This window comes from Acidobacteriota bacterium (genome assembly GCA_016208495.1).
In the GTDB taxonomy this organism is placed as follows: Bacteria; Acidobacteriota; Blastocatellia; order Chloracidobacteriales; family Chloracidobacteriaceae; genus JACQXX01.
The window spans coordinates 113074-130317 of record JACQXX010000019.1 but is presented as its reverse complement, the minus strand read 5'-3'; the positions used below and the strand labels follow the sequence as shown (position 1 = coordinate 130317).

The window sequence follows — 17244 nt, the reverse complement described above, 5'->3', positions numbered from 1 at the left end:
TTTTTGACAAGGTGACAAATGACAGGGTGACAAGGTGACAAGGTGACAGAGTACTACTTCTTTGAACCTCGTCGGTTTGAAAACCCTGAACCCTGAACCCTGAACCCTGAACCCTGAACCCTGAACTATTTAAGGTCAGCCAACCCCGCCCCATAGTTAATATGCAGGACCTGACCGTCGAGGACGAGTGCCGGGACTGAGCTCACTCCCAACTTTTCGGCCTCAGCCAGTTGATCTTTGTGCTCACCCAGGTGGACAATTTCCAGGTCATAGCGTGAAGCGTCCAACGCATTCACCAGACTTTGTTCGGCACTGACACAAACCGGACAGCCCGCGTGATAAAATACAGCTTTTGATTTCATACTCATTGCTCCTTCAATGTCTTAACAGAATGTGATGCTGTGGGTCACACAGCCAGTTTCGTTTCGAGGAGCAAAGTAGCAAAACTCTTTTCCTTGCAACAGTAAGCACAATTTGGTTCGATAGGTACTTTTTGGTGCAAAATGACGATTCCAAAGCAGAAAATAATTCCGGATCCTGAGCCGCCGCTCTCAGTTTCGCGCATGGTCGAAGATATTATTGGATGTAAGTGGTCACTGACGGTGTTGAATCTGATTCGGCAGGGGGTGCATCGGCCTGGGGCCATGCGGCGAGGTGTGGAAGGCTTGACGACAAAAGTCCTCAACGAACGGCTTCGCAAATTAACACGGTTTGGAATCGTGGAACGGCGGGTCTTTCCCGAAGTCCCGCCGCACGTTGAGTATACCTTGACCACTTTTGGTCACAAATTTTCCGAGGTGCTTGAGTCAATTGAACGGCTTGAAGCTGAACAGGGGCGAATGAAGAATGAAGAAAGCAGATAGTGGTCAGTGGTTAGTAGTTAGTGGTTAGTGGTTAGAAATCAATACTTTCGAAGAACCAAGAACCAGAAACTAACCACTAACCACTTTTTTCAGGCTGAGGCGGCCTGCGTTTGCTGAGGTTGACCAAGTTTCAAAGCTCGTTCGTAGCCTTCAGGATCTTCTGTCCATTTCAGGATTTCAGAAACGCGCCAGACAGGGAACGGATGTGTGCGTCCACTGGCCAGGATTGAGGTCCAGAAACTGTCAATGAAGCTCGACTGTGTAGATTTGTCAAATTCACGAGCCTGGTTGATGAATTCTTCATAGTTGACTTTTGAGGTCATGCTCCCGCCAGCCAGCTTCATCATCACATTGACCAGTGCTTTTGAATCTTGTGTCACCAGCAATGCCGCTCGATCACAACTCAATTCAGCTTTTTGATACCAGGTCATCAAGGCGGCTCGAACCGGGAGTGTGATCAGATTGACCAGTCCCGGAGGTATTGGCGCTGATTCCAGAGCCGTATTGGCTACCATAAACAACAATTCAGCGGCAACCTTATACAGCAAGTGGTTACAGTGGATGTGGCCGACTTCGTGGGCCAGAACGGCGAGAACCTCTGTATCATCAAGCCGTTCAATCAACGGCGAAAACACAACGATGAACGGTTTTTCAACGCCGCTGGTAAAAGCATTAAACCCAAGCCCGCCGCCCCCACCGAGCGGGTTGGTGACGCTCAGGTACAATTCTGGTTTTTCAACTCCCAAGGTTGAGCATACCACTTCGAGCTTGGCATTCAGATCTGGGCATTGACGCTCGGTTACCCGGACACCATTGGCCGAGAAAATAATCCGCAAAATACTTTCACCAGTGACTTCCAGAAATTTTTTCAGAATTGGATCAATTCCTGGAATCATTTGCAGTGTTCGGAGTGCCTGTGAATCCAGTGGATGGATGTAGCTGTGCGGGTCAAGTGTTCCAAATTTGGTGTGTGGCTCTTCGCTGAGAGGAAGCCGACACCGCCCACAGCGAATATGACCATCTTTTGAAAGCGATACCCCAGCTCGGAGCTGGTTTAACTGGTTGCAGAACCGGCACCGAACCCGTGTGGTTTCGGTGTGGCTTGACGGGTCAGCCGAAGAAACCGGCTGGCCTTCTTCGGGCGAGTGCGATGCTTCGCCTGAATCGGCATGGACCGCGTCTCCATTATTTGATTCCGGATCATTTGACTGACCATTCTTCCCAGGCTCATCAGGTGGTTGCGGATTTTCAATCTCGTTGGACATAGGTGGTTCCTTAACTTTGGGATGAAAGTGGATAAGGTTGCAGTCAGTAGTCAGTAGTTGATAAGTCAGTCGTCAGTAGATAAAACCCGGATCGTTGAATCCGTCGAATTCTTGAAAAGAATTGTTCCTAAATAACTCAAATCAAACCAAATCCACTTGACAAGATTTCTCAATTCCCAACACTCGACGACTGACGACTGACGACTGACGACTGACGACTGACGACTGACGACTGACGACTGACGACTGACGACTGACGACTGACGACTGACTAATGTCTAAAATGCCTGACGCCGGTAAAAACCATTGCCAGACCATGTTCGTTGGCAGCCGCAATGACTTCTGCATCGCGGACAGAGCCGCCGGGTTGGATAACGGCGGTGATTTTATGTTCGGCGGCGGCATCGAGCCCATCGCGGAACGGGAAAAAGGCGTCGGAAGCCAGCACCCCGCCTTCGATAGGTAATTTAGCCTTCATGGCACCGATTTTCACTGAATCAACCCGACTCATCTGGCCGGCGCCAACTCCGACCAGTTGCAAGCTGCGTGCATACACAATGGCATTTGACTTCACATGCTTACACACGGTCCAGGCAAACAACAGGTCCTGAAGCTCGGCTTCGGTTGGATGACGCTCGGTGACTACCCGGAGCTGGTCAGTTGTGACCCGGAACGTATCTTGAGTTTGGACCAGAATCCCACCTGAAACGCTGCGCACATTCCACCCGCTGGCAGCATGTCCGGGGCGGGCCCGCATGACACGAACATTTTTCTTGGCCGCAAAAATCTCCAAACTGGCTTCGTCAAAATCAGGCGCAATCACGGCTTCGACAAACAAGCTCGTCACCTCAGTGGCCGTTCCAGCGTCAACCTGGGAATTAAAAGCAATGATGCCACCAAATGCTGATACCGGGTCGGTTGCCAGCGCCTGGCGATAGGCTTCGAGTGGCACGGATGCCACACCTACGCCACAAGGATTCGTGTGTTTAATGATGGCACAGGCCGGGTGATCAAATTCACAGACCAGGTTCCAGGCGGCATCGAGATCAATCAGATTATTAAAGGAAAGTTCTTTTCCCTGTAACTGGTCGGCAAAGGCGATTCCACTTCGATCAGTTGTGGTCAACTGGTACAGTGCTGCTTGCTGGTGTGGGTTTTCTCCGTATCGGAGCGCCTGACGACGTTCAAGCTGGAACGACAGGTGTGCCGGGAAGGGTTCCGGATCTGATACCTGGAACTGGTTGGAATCGGCATCAAACCGAGCCCGATTGGCAAGAAATTCCGAAATGGCCAGGTCATAGCTGGCTGTATGTTCGAAGGCCGCCGTGGCCAGCGCAAATCGGGTGGCCAGGGTGAGCGCGCCATCGTGAGCCTGGAGTTCTTCCAGAATGGCTGAATAACACCGTGGATCTGTCACCACCGCGACATGGCGAAAGTTTTTGGCTGCCGCCCGAACCATGGTTGGTCCGCCCACGTCAATTTTCTCGATGGCTGCTTCCAGGGTCACTCCTGATTGAGCAATGGTTTGGGTAAAAGGATAGAGATTGACGACAACCAGATCAATTGGTTCGATTCGGTGTTCTTCGAGTTGAGCACAATGGGTTGCCAGTTCACGGCGGGCCAGGATTCCTCCGTGGATATGTGGGTGCAGGGTTTTGACTCGACCATCCAGAATCTCCGGAAAGCCAGTTACACTTGAGACATCTTTGACCGGAAGACCTTCTTTCTGAAGGCTTTCTGCCGTTCCACCAGTCGAAATCAGTTCAATACCCAGCGACTGTAACCCCTGGGCAAATTCAACCAGCCCGGTTTTGTCGGAGACGCTTAAGAGTGCGCGTTTGATGAGATGTGTGGTCATAAAAGAAAGCAAGAGTGGAAAGAAATAAAGATAAAGTTTGAGTGACTCTACCAAAGGCGTTGCAATCGCTGCAATCTTCCTTCGGTTCTGGTGTACTCTGGCAATTGGCCCGGATTTTTTGAAATCGAAAGCCGGTGAATAAAACTTGACAATGATTCACTCAGATATTTATATTATCGCCACGCTAAGATTTTCTTGCAGAGCTTGCCACCTGGTAAGGCTCAAGCCATCAGGAAACTGATTTCGACACTTTGGAGATATTTATGAGATTAGATCGCTTTACGCTGCGCGCTCAGGAAGCTATTCAGGATGCCGTTGCCATGGCCGAACAGGCACAACATCCTCAGGTTGAACCCGAACACCTGTTAGTGGCCATGCTCGAACAAAACGAAGGCATTGCCAGATCAATCCTGGAAAAAATCGGCGCCAGTGTTCCGTCGATTGTGCAGGATGCCCGTGAGGTCATTGGCAAGTTACCGAAAGTCAGTGGTGCCCAGCGCTATTTTTCTCCCAAAGTCAGCGCCATTTTTACCGCCGCTCAAAAAGAAGCCGATCAATTTCAAGATGCCTATCTCAGCACGGAGCATTTGCTGCTGGCAGTTGCTGGTGACAAAGACAGCACGGCGGGGCGAATCCTGCGTCAGCGTGGCGTCAACCGTGAAGATTTGCTCAAAGTCTTGCAGCAGTTGCGTGGTGGCGAGCGGATTACCGATCAGGATCCTGAATCAAAGTATGAATCATTGAAAAAGTACGGACGTGATCTCACCGAACTGGCCCGCATTGGGAAGCTGGATCCGGTGATTGGCCGTGACGATGAAATCCGACGGGTGGTGCAGGTTCTGTCACGACGGACAAAGAACAACCCGGTGCTGATTGGGGAGCCAGGGGTTGGGAAGACCGCCATTGTTGAGGGATTGGCGATGCGGATCATCTCGGGTGATGTTCCGGAATCCCTCAAAAACAAGCGCCTGATTACGCTGGATCTCGGCGCTATGCTGGCTGGTGCGAAATACCGGGGCGAATTTGAAGACCGTCTCAAAGCGGTGTTGAAAGAAGTCATCAGGGCCGAAGGGCAAATTGTGCTCTTTATTGACGAGTTACACACACTGGTTGGCGCCGGTGCCGGGGAAGGCGCGCTGGATGCTTCAAATATGCTCAAGCCCGCCCTGGCTCGTGGCGAATTGCGGTGTGTCGGTGCCACAACCTTAAATGAATACAAAAAGCACGTTGAAAAAGATGCGGCGCTGGAACGGCGATTCCAGCCGGTGTTTGTGGCCGAACCTGATGTGCAGGATACGATCTCCATTTTGCGCGGCTTAAAAGAACGCTATGAAATCCATCACGGCGTACGCATCAAGGACGCCGCGATTGTTGCCGCCGCTCACCTCTCAAATCGCTATATTGCGGACCGATTCTTACCTGACAAAGCGATTGACCTGATTGACGAAGCCGCGTCGCGGTTACGGATTGAAATTGACAGCCTGCCAACTGAAATTGATGAAGTTGAACGCGAAATCACGCAACGTGAGATTGAGCGCCAGGCTCTTCAGCGTGAAGAAGATGTAGATGCCCGTGAGCGGTTAAAGCGAATCGAGCTGGAAATTTCAGAGATGAAGGAAAAAAGCTCCGGTTTGAAAGCCCGGTGGCAATCTGAAAAAGAAGTCATTCAGCGTCTGCGCGAAAACAAAGAAAAACTCGAAGAACTCAAAATCGAAGCCGACCGCTTTGAACGGGCTGGCGACTACGCCAAAGTGGCTGAAATCCGGTACGGCAAAATGGCTGAGCTCCAGCGGCAGGTTGAAGCCAACCGGGCGCGGCTGGTTGAGTTGCAAAAGACCGGGCGCATGCTCAAAGAAGAAGTTGATGAAGAAGATGTCGCCCTGGTCATTGCCAAGTGGACCGGGATTCCAGTTTCAAAAATGCTGGAAAGCGAAATGCAAAAACTGCTGCACATGGAAGAGCGGATGCAGCAACGGGTCATTGGTCAAAATGAAGCCCTGGAAGCCGTGGCCAATGCTGTTCGCCGTTCGCGTGCTGGCCTGCAGGATCCAAACCGGCCAATTGGGTCATTTATCTTCCTTGGGCCAACCGGGGTTGGAAAGACCGAAACGGCTCGGGGGCTGGCCGAATTTCTGTTTGATGACGAACACGCGATGGTGCGCCTCGATATGTCGGAATATATGGAGAAGCATTCGGTCGCCCGTCTGATTGGTGCGCCTCCAGGATATATCGGCTACGAGGAAGGCGGTCAATTGACCGAAGCCGTTCGGCGACGGCCCTACTCGGTCATTCTCTTTGACGAAATCGAGAAGGCCCATCCGGATGTATTCAATGTGTTGCTGCAGATCCTGGACGATGGACGCCTCACCGATGGGAAAGGGCGGGTCGTGGACTTCAAAAACGTGGTCATCATCATGACCTCGAATATCGGAAGCCGTGAAATCCTTGAATTTAGCGGAAGAAAAGAAACTGAAACCCAGATGCGCGAAGCAGTCCTTTCCCACCTGCGCAATGCCTTCAAGCCGGAATTTCTGAACCGAATTGACGATATTGTGATTTTCCATTCGCTCGGACGTCAGGAATTGTATCGGATTGTCGAAGTCCAGCTTGAGAAACTGCGAAAGATGCTGGCCGACCGCAATGTCACCCTGATGTTAACTCCTGAAGCGACGGAATACCTTGCCTCTGATGGGTTTAACCCGACCTACGGTGCGCGTCCACTCAAGCGGTCAATTCAGAATCTGTTGCAAAATCAACTGGCCGTGCGGTTGTTGCGCGGTGAGATTGGACCCGGGCAAGCCGTCAAGGTTGATTATGACAGCCGGGAAGAGAAGTTGACCTTTACGGCTGTAGCCGCCACCGGATCTGATACCCAGGTGGCGGCTTCGAAAGGCTTTTAGTTACCAGGACTGGGGGCTGAGGGCCATAAGCGCCAGGATAAGGGAACAGAACCCGATCTGGACAAGGGGACAAGGGGACAAGGGGACACAGGACACGGAGAGAAAAACATTCTCCCGTTCCCAACGTCGGGAGGATGATCTCCTTGTCTCAAACAGGCTCACATTTCCTTATACCAGTTTGTAGTCAGTAGATCGTAGTCAGTAGTTCACTAACTTCAATTGATTGAATTACTTGACTGTTCTCTAATACGATCACTTCATTCCAAAATGGTATTATCCTGGTGCATATGGGGCTGAGGGCTGAGGGTTTTTTCAAACGCAATGAACTTTCAACTCAGCCCAATTGCCCTCAGTCAAAAAACAAAATGTGGAGGAAAAGTATGTCAATCCAACGATTTGAACCATTTCGTGAATTGATGAACATTCAAGAACGCATGAACCGGTTATTCGGAGACCTCGGTGCCCAATCACCGGCGGCTGATGGCGAACTGGCCACGGCGACCTGGTCTCCGGCGGTGGATATTTATGAAACACCACAGGAAATTGTCATGCTGGCTGATCTGCCGGATTTAAAACAGGAAGATATCCAGGTCAGTGTTGATCGTGACCGGTTGTTACTGCGTGGAGAGCGCACATTGCCAGCCGATGTCAAACGGGAAAATTATCACCGGATCGAACGCGCGTACGGTGCCTTTGCCCGCGTGTTTACCCTGCCGCCAAATGTAGATCTGGAGCGCATCCGAGCTGATTACAGCCGGAATGGGGTGCTGAAAATCACGTTGCCAAAACGTGAAACTGGACACGTCCGTCAAATTGCGGTTGATGTTGAATAGAACCAATAATGAGCATTTCCTGAGGTGGCGGTACCTGTGTACCGCCACTCACCATCCAGCGCCGAGGATCACGTAAAACCATGAGCAAAAAAGAACCTGTTGTACCAACCGGTAAACCAGTACCGGCCCAATCTGAATTGGCAACCACTCAAGTGGGACAAGCTGAAGAGTCCGTGATCAGTGTTGAAGGCGAGGTCATTATGGATGATCCACCCCAGGTTCAGCCGACGGTAGCCGAGTTGCAAGCCCAGTTGCGCGAACGCGAAATGGTTGTCAAACAAATCCAATCGCGGGTTGAGGATCTGGAGCGCCGAATGCGCGCTGAATTTCAGGAATCACGTGCCCGACTCGAACGTGATTTTTCCCAGCGGAGCGAGGCCCGGAAAGAAGACCTGGTCCGGGATTTGCTCGCGGTTTTTGATAATCTCGATCTAACATTAGAAGCCGCCAATCAAGGACAAACCGCTGAGAATCTGGCTGGCGGAGTTGCTGCCACCCAGCGGTTGTTGATACAGGCACTGCAACGCCATGGGTTTGAACGCATCGAAGCCGTCGGTCAGCCATTTGATCCCACGTTTCACGAAGCCATCGAAGTGGTTGAAGTGGCTGAGGCACAAGCTGGTTTGGTGGTCAGTCAGTTGCGGGCTGGATATCGGTCGGCAAAACAATTGTTGCGCCCGGCAATGGTCCGGGTTGGGAAAGCCAAAGCCCAATCGGAAAATGCCTGATTGGGAGTGAATTCAGAGCGGAAAAAAGAGGGTAATGATGCCTCTGCTGCGCATCTCCGGCATTCTTCAAGATGTGCTTGACACTTATGGAAGTGTGCTAAACAATCGCGTCAGGCATCCAATTGAGTCAAATTGACCAGGGGTTTTTCTCTCGCCTGTTGGCAGCATTGGGCTGTAAAGGAAAGATAAACTCTCAGTCTTTCGAAAGAGGGTTTTTATGATTGATCTTGGGGATTTTGCAGATAGATTCGCAGATAGTGGACAACGGGTAATGAAGCGTGCGTTTGAAGAGTCCAAGCGCCGTGATCACAACTTTCTGGCGCCTGAGCACATTTTTCTGGCCTTAACCGAAGTTGAGAAAGCCCTCTTCAATGACGTGATGCAGAGTTTAAACCTCGACCCACAGGCCATCCTGAATGAATTTAATGGTCGGCTGGGCCATCAGCGGCAGTATGTCGGGCGGCGGATGAAGCTTCATGATTCAACCCGCAGCTTGCTCTCCTCCGCCATGATGCGGGCGCGTAAGGGTGGCCGGCAAACCATTGAATCGGTTGACCTGTTTGCCTCGATGTTTGAAGACCAGGAAAGTGCCTCGGTGAGTGTTCTGAAGAAATTTGGCGCTGAGGCTCAGGAAGTGGTCGAAAAAATTACTTCACGAGTAAAAACACGCGAGGAAAAAGAGGCCAAAATTAGCCGCAAGTTTGAGTTGCCGCCTTATCTCAAACACTTTGGCGTCAGTCTGAACAAACTGGCCCGTCAGGATAAACTGCCGCCAGTGATTGGTCGTGAGCAGGAAATCCGTCAAGTCATGGAAATTTTGTGCCATCGGGAACGAGCCAATTCTCCAATGCTGGTTGGGGATCCTGGTGTCGGGAAGACCGCCGTGGTCGAAGGTCTGGCCCGAATGATTGAACTTGAGCCAGAGAAAGTTCCGCAGCGGTTACGCAATTCACACCTTGTCCACCTCCAGATTTCCGGGGTGGTGGCGGGCACCATGTTGCGTGGTATGTTTGAAGAGCGAATTCAGGGCCTCATCAATGAAGTCAAAGAGCGTGAAAACATCATTCTGTTTATTGACGAAGCCCATACCTTGATCGGCGCCGGCAATGCTCTTGGCGCATCGTCAGATGCGGCAAATATGTTCAAATCAGCCCTCGGGCGCGGTGAATTGCGGATCATTGGGGCCACCACAAGTACTGAATACAAAGAATATATTGCCGAAGATGAAGCCCTGGCTCGGCGTTTCCGAATGGTGAAAGTGAACGAGCCCAGCCTCGATGACACCCGGCGGATTTTAACTGGTGTCCGTTCACGACTGGAGCGCAACTACTCGGTTCAAATTACTGACGAAGCACTTGAAACTTCGCTTGAAATGGCGCCGCGCTACATGCGGAATTTGCATCTGCCCGACAAAGTCATTGGCTGGCTTGATACAGCATCCGTCAAGGTCGAAATGGATCATCCCGAGCACCCGGTGGTTACCTCAGCCGAGGTGATCGAAGTTATTTCGCAGGAGTCGCAAATCCCACGCGATATGATCTTTCGGGAAACCAATCGGCGGTTTGGCGATATGGAAACCGGAATTGGCCAGCGAGTGATTGGTCAACACGAAGCAATCAAAGCCGTTGCCCGCCGGTTGCGCCTGAATAAAGGTCCGTTGAAAGAGAATTTCTACAAGCCCGATGGTGTGTTGCTGTTTCTTGGTCCAACCGGGGTTGGGAAAACCGAACTGGCCAAAGCCGTGGCAGAATTTATGTTTGGTGACGAAGGCAAGATGATTCGCATTGACATGTCGGAATACCAGGACGGCACGGTTTCGGTTGAAAAACTGATCGGCATGCCACGTGGCATTGTCGGATCAGAACGCGGAGGGATTTTAACTGAGAAGCTTCGGGATAACCCCTACACTGTCTTACTGCTTGATGAAGTTGAAAAAGCATCACCCTATTTGCTTAATCTGTTCCTTCAGGCATTTGATGAAGGCTGGTTGACCGATGGTCGTGGCAAAAAGGTCTATCTTTCAGATGCCATTATTATCATGACCTCGAATCTGGGCAGCGAGAACTTCAAGAAGTATATGAAGCCGCTTGGGTTTGGCACCAAAACCCTCGGCGATATGCGAGAGATCAAGAATGAAGTCCTCAAAGTTGCCGAACAGCGATTTTCCCCGGAATTCCGCAATCGAATTGACGAAATCGTGGTGTTTTCACCGCTGACGCGCGATGAAGTTCGTCAGGTTTGCGATTTGTATCTGTCCAAAATCGAAACCCAGATGGCTCGCCGCGGGAAAACCGTGGAAGTAACTGAAAATGCCCGCAACCTGCTGGTTGAAAAAGGATTTAGCCCGGCATATGGTGCTCGTTTCTTGAAACGGACAATTGATGAGAAAGTGAAAATCCCATTGACTGCCCAGTGGGATAACGGCAATACATTTGTGGTTGAAGCCGAACAGGGCGAAATCACGGTGAAAAATATTGATCCAATCACCGAGTCAAAAGATTCAGTGAACTGAATTGAGTAACAGACCAGTTCAATGGTACATAGTGAGGCGAGGTTGACCCAGAACCTCGCCTTTGTTGTTTCTGTGGAAAAACACTTATCACGGAGGACGTTGAACATGGAGATTTATCTGCTCCGCCACGGTATAGCTTATGATTTAGGAGATAGTGGATCGCGAACGGATGCGGAACGAGCACTCAGCCCGGATGGGAAAATCAAAATGTACCAGCAGGCTGAAGGCATGCGTCAACTTGATCTGAAGTTTGACGCAATTCTCACCAGTCCCCTGATTCGAGCACGTGAAACGGCTGAAATTGTGGCTGAAGTGTTACGGCAGTCAGATAAACTTGAAGTCTGCCAGGCTCTGGCACTTGGCGCTGATCCAGAACGGGTATGCACTGTCTTAAGAGACCAGTTTGGATCGGCTGGGGCGGTGCTGCTGGTTGGGCATGAACCGGATTTGAGTTTGTTGGGGGCGTATTTGATCAGTTCACGCGGAGATGCGGCGTTGCAGATGAAAAAAGGGAGTTTATGCCGGATTGATAGTCTGCGTGTGGTGAAAGCCGGTGGGAGCTTGCGGTGGTTATTGACACCGACTCAGATGCGATTACTGGGGAAGAAATAAGTACGGTCGAAGCGGAAATACGAAAGGTGGCAAATTGAAGGAAAAAAAGTGGTGGAAGTTTCAGGAAGTGATTCGAGAACAAGAAGTGGATGACGCCTCTTCACGTTCCCGAATCACTTGCCTACCCCTATGCTGCTAGACATCTACTGTCCCCCTCGTCGGATTGCTCACGTCCAGCGGTGATTGTGCTCACCAGTGCTGCCGAGATTGGCCGCAGGTTGCGCAATCGTCGCTTTTGTTCAGCCTTGGTGACCAGATCCCGCAACCGTTCACGCATTTCGGTGCGTGCCAGTGGCGAAAGCTGGGCCAGGGAATTGATGGTTTCGACACGGACCAAACGGGCATTGTGAATGCCCTGACCACGAAAAAAGGCAAAGAGCTTCATTGGATGTATCCCTCCTTTGATTATTTTTTTCAACGATCAAAAAGCGAAAGGGCCAACCCGCTTCTGAACAGCAGGTTGGCCCTCACGAGGTGAAGCCCGTTTGTCTGAAAGTGGCCTACCGACCTCCTCCAGATGTGCTGCTGTACAGATCGGTACCTGGATACAACACACAGCCATTCTGAACCAATGAACAGAATGTGCTATTCGCAAAATACAAAGAACCCAACGCTGAAAACTGCTGAGAGTTTCCACCAGTTGGCTCAGGTATATTGCTACTACTGCTTGCTGACATAGTGCCTCCAGGCAACCTTTCTAAAAAATGTATGGAACAGGCCATTATCCACGAAACAAGGACCTGGTCAAGCATTTTTCCTGAGTGAGACGCAAAAAATTCAGGGTAGGTTTGCCAAAAGATGGAAGTGCGTGAGATAGTGCTGCAGCAAGACTTCGGCAAAGGAGCATTGCCTATGCGACGAACTGGTAACCTCAATGATTGGAATGGGTCAGCTCACAATCGGGGTGGATGGCGCCGGCCACTCACGCCTGGGGTGAAATATTTGATGATCTTCACCGGGTTGGCCTATCTTGGACAGGTTTATGCCATCAAGCAGGGCCTGATTGATGCCTGGTTTCTGGCACTGGTGCCTGACCGGGTTCTCCAGGGAGCCGTCTGGCAATTTATGACCGCCTCGGTTGCCTATGCGATTTCGGCGGATGCCACCAGCAACCTTATAAATCTCCTTCTGGGGTTGCTCGGATTTTATTTTGTGGGGACTTTGCTGGAAGGAATGTGGGGGACCAAACGATTTCTCTGGTACTACCTTTGGGCCGGGATTGTGACACACCTGATGGCCTTTGTGTTGATGGCGCTCATTGGCCAGGTTCATACCCGGTTCCCCGTTTCAAGTGCCACCGCCGTGGTGTTTGGGACATTCCTGGGGAGTTTTGGAGCCTTGTTTTGGGAGCAAACGGTAAATTTCAATTTTGTTCCCTTGCGCGGAAAAACGCTGGTTTGGGTTATGACCGGAGTGGCGATTTTTCTCTTGTTACGGGGTGATTTCTGGTGGGCTGGAACCCTGAGCGGGGTATGGGTTGGTGTTCTGTCGGTTCGGAAAGATCAATCCCGATGGTACCGAACCGTGATTGCCGAAATACAGGAACGGATTCGACTCTGGAGAATCCGGCGTAAGTATCGTAATTTCAAGGTGATTGATGCTGAGATGAAAGAATTGTGGGATGACCTTGAAGATCGGATCAATCGAGACAACCAAAGTAAACATATCCACTAAATGAGCGGATTGAAACCAGATACTCAGGTTTTAGTCAGGTTGAGATCATTGATTCATAAGAAAAGGAGTTTTATGAAACGTATCTTGGCTGCCGATGATGATCCGGCAATTCGATTTTTGATTCAAAATATCCTGCGTGGCAAATTTGAACTCACCATGGTTGGTGATGGCGATCAAGCCATACAGTGCTTGCAGCAGGATACCGGTTGGGATTGTTTGTTGCTTGATATTGAAATGCCCAACAAAACCGGGCTCGACGTATTGCAATTTGCCAAAGGGAACCCGAAGTTGCACCATATTCCGGTGATTATTCTAACTGGGGTGACCGATATTCGAACGCAAAGCAATGCTTTGAGGGAAGGCGTGGTTACCTACTTTCGCAAGCCGTTTTCACCATCACAACTTTTATCAGTGATTACGGCCACCACCCGGAATTTTTCAAATTAGCGTCTGACGCCTATATTTTATATTGAGGAAGCGGTTGCAAGGTCAACAGACTCAGCCCTCAAGGGTCGAGCTTGAGTCGTCAAGCCACGATGCCATCCTGACGGATGGCTGGTTGTGGGGAGATTGGCTCAAGTTCCGGTTGACCAGACCCCCGTGCAAATCACGGGAAACGATTGGGAAGAATATATAGGTACCTGCGGATGCCGCCTCAGTCCGCTGCTCTACGGTGACCGGTTAAACAGGCATGGGAGTCAGTGCCAGTGCCGGTTACGGTAAACCTTCCCAAATCCGGTCGAGAGGAGGTCGAATCCGGTCGGCGGTCACAGTCAGACCGGTACGCATCACTCCGAAAGGAAGAATAAACGATATGTTCGTTTATGTTTTGAATTGTCATGGGAAACCGCTGATGCCGACCAATCCGGCCAAAGCCAGGCTCTTGCTCAAGACCGGCAAGGCGAAAGTGGTTCGGAAAACACCGTTCACGATCAAGCTGCTGTTCGGTTCATCAGGATACAAGCAGGACGTGGTGGCGGGGATGGACACGGGAAGCACCAGGGTTGGAACGGCGGCGGTGGCGAACGGCAAGGTGATCTACCAGGCGGAAGTCACACTTCGGATGGATGTTTCGCGCAAGATGGAACAACGCCAAGCCTATCGCCGTAGCCGCCGCAGCCGAAAAACCCGCTACCGGGCAGCCAGGTTTGACAATCGTGGGGCATCACGCCGGCAGGGCCGGTTGCCGCCTTCCATCCGGAGCAAAGTCGAGTCGCACCTGCGCGAGCGCACACACGTCGAGTCATTGGTACCTGTGACTTGCTGGAAGGTGGAAACGGCGAGTTTTGACATTCACCGACTGGTCAATCCAGAGGTGGCGGGAGTTGCATATCAAAACGGACCGCTCAAGGACTGGTATCACGTCAAAGCCTACGTGCTGCACCGGGACGGCCACCAGTGTCAAAGCGGACAAAAGGTCCCCCACAGCCTCAAACTCAATGTCCATCACGTGCAGTTCAGGAGTCGTCAAGGCGGCACCCATCACGGCAACCTCGTCACGCTGTGCCTGACTTGTCATCAGGATTTACATCAGGGAAAGTTTGAGATCAAACCGAAACGAAATGTGACCAAACCGGCGACCGAAGTGGGTGTGATCGCCACCCAACTCAAGGGATCTGGCTGGGAATTTGAACCGACCTTCGGGTACGAAACCAAATACAAGCGCGAGCAATTCTTGAAGTTACCCAAGTCTCACATCCATGATGCGATGGCCATTTGTTGCGAGGATGGCAAAGTCGTCGAAGCCGGGAACGGAAATAGTTTCGTCAAACGTCACGTCAGCCAGGGCGATTATCAGCAAACGACCGGCAAACACAGCCAGAAACAGATTCCAACCGGCAAGCTGTTTGGGTTGCGCAAGTTCGATTTGATTCATACTGTGAAAGGAATTGGGTTTGTCACCGGCAAGCGGAGTACTGGATATTTTGCTCTGGGGGCGATTGACGGGACTCGGCTGACCGACAGTGTCAACATCAAAACCAATTGTGTGCGGTTGACGGCGAGAACCACAACCTTAATTCAAAGCAGGAGCGGCGTTTCCTCCCGACCCAGCAAGGACCGGGTCTCCACGCCGAAAATAGGATGAACCTGAGAGAGAAATACGAACCTGTCATTGGGCTTGAAATCCATGCCCAGTTGAAGACCAATTCAAAGATTTTTTGCGGCTGTGCCACCCACTTCGACGCACTGCCAAATGCCAATACCTGCCCGGTTTGCCTTGGTCTGCCTGGAGCCCTCCCGGTCCTCAATCACGAAGTGGTTGAAAAAGCAGCCCGCGCCGCCCGGGCCCTCAACTTACAGATTACCCAGACATCCATTTTCGCCCGGAAGAATTACTTCTACCCGGACTTACCCAAGGGCTACCAGATCTCACAGTATGATCGCCCGTTTTCAATCAGCGGATTTGTCGAAATCCCAACTACTGAGCGCGATCATCATGGTCGCCCGATTGAATGGCGATTAAAACGGTTTCGGATTCAACGCCTCCATCTCGAAGAAGATGCCGGCAAAAGTCTGCACGAAGGAATGCCTGATTCCGCGCACACCTCCTATGTCAATCTCAATCGAAGCGGTATGCCGCTGGCTGAAATTGTCAGTGAGGCTGATTTTCGAAGTAGTTGGGAAGCCTATGATTACGTGCAGTATCTGCGCCGTAGCCTGCTCTATGTTGATGCCTGTGATGGCAATATGGAGGAAGGAAGTTTGCGCTGTGATGCCAACGTGTCAGTTCGGCTACGGGGAACTGAAGCATTTGGGACACGGACGGAAATCAAGAACCTGAATTCATTCCGATTTATTCAACGGGCGATTGATTATGAAATTGATCGCCAGATGGAGCTTTTAGAAAGTGGCGGGCGCGTGGCACAGGAAACACGGCTCTGGAACGAAAAAGAAGGCCGGACTTACACCATGCGCAGCAAGGAAGAAGCCCACGACTACCGATATTTCCCCGAACCTGATTTGCCACCGCTCCGTCTGCATCCAGAGTGGATTGCCGAAGTTGACAACCGGATGCCTGAATTACCAGAAGCCCGGCGGCGTCGGTTCATCAGTGAATACGCTCTGTCGTTTGACGACAGCATGTTGTTAACCAGCGCCCGTGAAATCGCTGATTTTTATGAAGCCACCGCCAAAGCATCTGGAAATACCCGGGCCGCGGCCAACTGGATCACCAGTGAGTTGCTGGCGCGGATGAAAGCTGACGATTTGCAGAACTCCCCGATTTCACCTGCGGCTTTGGGCGAGATGATCAAGCTGATTGATGACGGCACCATCAGTGGCAAAATGGCGAAAGAAATTTTTGACCAGATGTTTAAGACTGGAAAATCAGCCGCCGCCCTGGTCAAAGAAATGGGAGGGGGACAGATTTCAGATGCCTCGCAACTGGAAACCATCATTGCCGACGCCATTGCGGCAAACCCCAAACAGGCAGCCGATTACCGGGCCGGGAAACAGGCATTGCTGGCCTTCTTTGTTGGTCAAGTGATGAAGGTCACCAAAGGAAAGGCCAATCCGCAACTGGTCAATGATATTTTGAAAGCCAAACTGGCTGAATAATTTGAATCATGAATGATGCAAAGAGTGTCTATTGCAATAACAGAGACACGTCTTTCTCATAATTCATAATTCATTCGGTATTTTTCGTCAAAAGCCACTTGAGACAGGCTTTCTTCTGTCTCAGGTGGCTTTGTGCTTTTCAGAGAGGTTGTTCTGTCAAATCAATTGACAGTAGCTTGATAAACTTTACGGTTAATTCAAAATATTGAAAAAAAAAGAGTTAAATCGCGTGACAAAAAATGTGACTTTGTTTATGTGTAGTAAGTATACATTTTATTTTTCCTGGATGAACCTTCAGGCCGGGTTGGAAATTAAAATAATTGGCGGGTAACTAGATTTTATTTCAATATGTTACGTGATTTTGTGTTGTGGTAAGAAGGAGATTTGGAGTTCTGGCGCGATAATTGCTTAAGGGATTACGTCAGTTTCTTACCTTTCTAA

General features: G+C 50.7%; 14 protein-coding genes. 10 read left to right on the top strand and 4 right to left on the bottom strand.

Translation table 11 applies throughout. The features are described from left to right. Positions 1-125 precede the first annotated feature (125 nt). The gene (locus HY774_03610) at positions 126-362 is read right to left on the bottom strand and encodes a thioredoxin family protein (GenBank protein MBI4747545.1); all 237 of its coding nucleotides are present in this window, start codon (positions 360-362) and stop codon (positions 126-128) included. Between the two features lie 141 nt (positions 363-503). Between HY774_03610 and HY774_03605 the strand changes: the two genes are divergently transcribed. After that, entirely contained in the window at positions 504-863 is a 360-nt protein-coding gene (locus HY774_03605) for a helix-turn-helix transcriptional regulator (GenBank protein ID MBI4747544.1), read from the top strand. A gap of 89 nt (positions 864-952) precedes the next feature. Here the strand turns inward: HY774_03605 and HY774_03600 are convergent, their stop codons facing one another. Both HY774_03600 and purH read right to left on the bottom strand, forming a co-directional pair. After that, on the bottom strand, positions 953-2128 hold the full coding sequence (locus HY774_03600; protein MBI4747543.1) for a M48 family metallopeptidase: 1176 nt from the start codon (positions 2126-2128) through the stop codon (positions 953-955). A gap of 271 nt (positions 2129-2399) precedes the next feature. After that, positions 2400-3986: a bifunctional phosphoribosylaminoimidazolecarboxamide formyltransferase/IMP cyclohydrolase gene (gene purH / locus HY774_03595; GenBank protein ID MBI4747542.1), complete on the bottom strand. Its 1587-nt coding sequence runs from the start codon at positions 3984-3986 to the stop codon at positions 2400-2402. Positions 3987-4249: 263 nt separating this feature from the next. Between purH and clpB the strand changes: the two genes are divergently transcribed. The 5 genes from clpB (at position 4250) to sixA (ending at position 11571) form a co-directional block, all read left to right on the top strand. Beyond that, positions 4250-6886 carry an ATP-dependent chaperone ClpB gene (gene clpB / locus HY774_03590; GenBank protein ID MBI4747541.1) on the top strand — a complete coding sequence of 879 codons (2637 nt, stop codon included), beginning with the start codon at positions 4250-4252 and terminating at the stop codon, positions 6884-6886. A gap of 380 nt (positions 6887-7266) precedes the next feature. Then, a complete protein-coding gene (locus HY774_03585) occupies positions 7267-7719 on the top strand; it encodes an Hsp20/alpha crystallin family protein (protein MBI4747540.1) in 453 nt (150 codons plus the stop codon). Between the two features lie 80 nt (positions 7720-7799). Continuing rightward, the gene (locus tag HY774_03580) at positions 7800-8447 is read left to right on the top strand and encodes a nucleotide exchange factor GrpE (GenBank protein ID MBI4747539.1); all 648 of its coding nucleotides are present in this window, start codon (positions 7800-7802) and stop codon (positions 8445-8447) included. Positions 8448-8718: 271 nt separating this feature from the next. Continuing rightward, positions 8719-10959, top strand: a complete 2241-nt coding sequence (locus tag HY774_03575; protein ID MBI4747538.1) for an ATP-dependent Clp protease ATP-binding subunit — start codon at positions 8719-8721, stop codon at positions 10957-10959. Positions 10960-11064: 105 nt separating this feature from the next. After that, positions 11065-11571 carry a phosphohistidine phosphatase SixA gene (sixA, locus tag HY774_03570; GenBank protein MBI4747537.1) on the top strand — a complete coding sequence of 169 codons (507 nt, stop codon included), beginning with the start codon at positions 11065-11067 and terminating at the stop codon, positions 11569-11571. A gap of 127 nt (positions 11572-11698) precedes the next feature. On the opposite strand, the gene HY774_03565 is transcribed toward sixA, so the two are convergent. Continuing rightward, a complete protein-coding gene (locus HY774_03565; GenBank protein ID MBI4747536.1) occupies positions 11699-11956 on the bottom strand; it encodes a hypothetical protein in 258 nt (85 codons plus the stop codon). A 467-nt stretch (positions 11957-12423) separates the two neighbouring features. Between HY774_03565 and HY774_03560 the strand changes: the two genes are divergently transcribed. From HY774_03560 to gatB, 4 genes are all read left to right on the top strand, one after another. Continuing rightward, positions 12424-13245 carry a rhomboid family intramembrane serine protease gene (locus HY774_03560; GenBank protein MBI4747535.1) on the top strand — a complete coding sequence of 274 codons (822 nt, stop codon included), beginning with the start codon at positions 12424-12426 and terminating at the stop codon, positions 13243-13245. Positions 13246-13317: 72 nt separating this feature from the next. Further along, positions 13318-13692: a response regulator gene (locus HY774_03555; protein ID MBI4747534.1), complete on the top strand. Its 375-nt coding sequence runs from the start codon at positions 13318-13320 to the stop codon at positions 13690-13692. 367 nt (positions 13693-14059) lie between these two features. Beyond that, positions 14060-15331, top strand: a complete 1272-nt coding sequence (locus HY774_03550) for an HNH endonuclease (protein ID MBI4747533.1) — start codon at positions 14060-14062, stop codon at positions 15329-15331. Beyond that, positions 15328-16803, top strand: coding sequence for an Asp-tRNA(Asn)/Glu-tRNA(Gln) amidotransferase subunit GatB (gene gatB, locus HY774_03545; protein MBI4747532.1), 1476 nt, complete (start codon positions 15328-15330; stop codon positions 16801-16803). The genes HY774_03550 and gatB overlap by 4 nt, the downstream gene beginning before the upstream one ends. Positions 16804-17244 lie beyond the last annotated feature (441 nt).

Coding starts and splice junctions, on each gene's coding strand:
- HY774_03610 (MBI4747545.1), bottom strand. CDS start 362: ATGAAATCAAAAGCTGTATTTTATCACGCGGGCTGTCCGGTTTGTGTC.
- HY774_03605 (MBI4747544.1), top strand. CDS start 504: ATGACGATTCCAAAGCAGAAAATAATTCCGGATCCTGAGCCGCCGCTC.
- HY774_03600 (MBI4747543.1), bottom strand. CDS start 2,128: ATGTCCAACGAGATTGAAAATCCGCAACCACCTGATGAGCCTGGGAAG.
- purH (MBI4747542.1), bottom strand. CDS start 3,986: ATGACCACACATCTCATCAAACGCGCACTCTTAAGCGTCTCCGACAAA.
- clpB (MBI4747541.1), top strand. CDS start 4,250: ATGAGATTAGATCGCTTTACGCTGCGCGCTCAGGAAGCTATTCAGGAT.
- HY774_03585 (MBI4747540.1), top strand. CDS start 7,267: ATGTCAATCCAACGATTTGAACCATTTCGTGAATTGATGAACATTCAA.
- HY774_03580 (MBI4747539.1), top strand. CDS start 7,800: ATGAGCAAAAAAGAACCTGTTGTACCAACCGGTAAACCAGTACCGGCC.
- HY774_03575 (MBI4747538.1), top strand. CDS start 8,719: ATGAAGCGTGCGTTTGAAGAGTCCAAGCGCCGTGATCACAACTTTCTG.
- sixA (MBI4747537.1), top strand. CDS start 11,065: ATGGAGATTTATCTGCTCCGCCACGGTATAGCTTATGATTTAGGAGAT.
- HY774_03565 (MBI4747536.1), bottom strand. CDS start 11,956: ATGAAGCTCTTTGCCTTTTTTCGTGGTCAGGGCATTCACAATGCCCGT.
- HY774_03560 (MBI4747535.1), top strand. CDS start 12,424: ATGCGACGAACTGGTAACCTCAATGATTGGAATGGGTCAGCTCACAAT.
- HY774_03555 (MBI4747534.1), top strand. CDS start 13,318: ATGAAACGTATCTTGGCTGCCGATGATGATCCGGCAATTCGATTTTTG.
- HY774_03550 (MBI4747533.1), top strand. CDS start 14,060: ATGTTCGTTTATGTTTTGAATTGTCATGGGAAACCGCTGATGCCGACC.
- gatB (MBI4747532.1), top strand. CDS start 15,328: ATGAACCTGAGAGAGAAATACGAACCTGTCATTGGGCTTGAAATCCAT.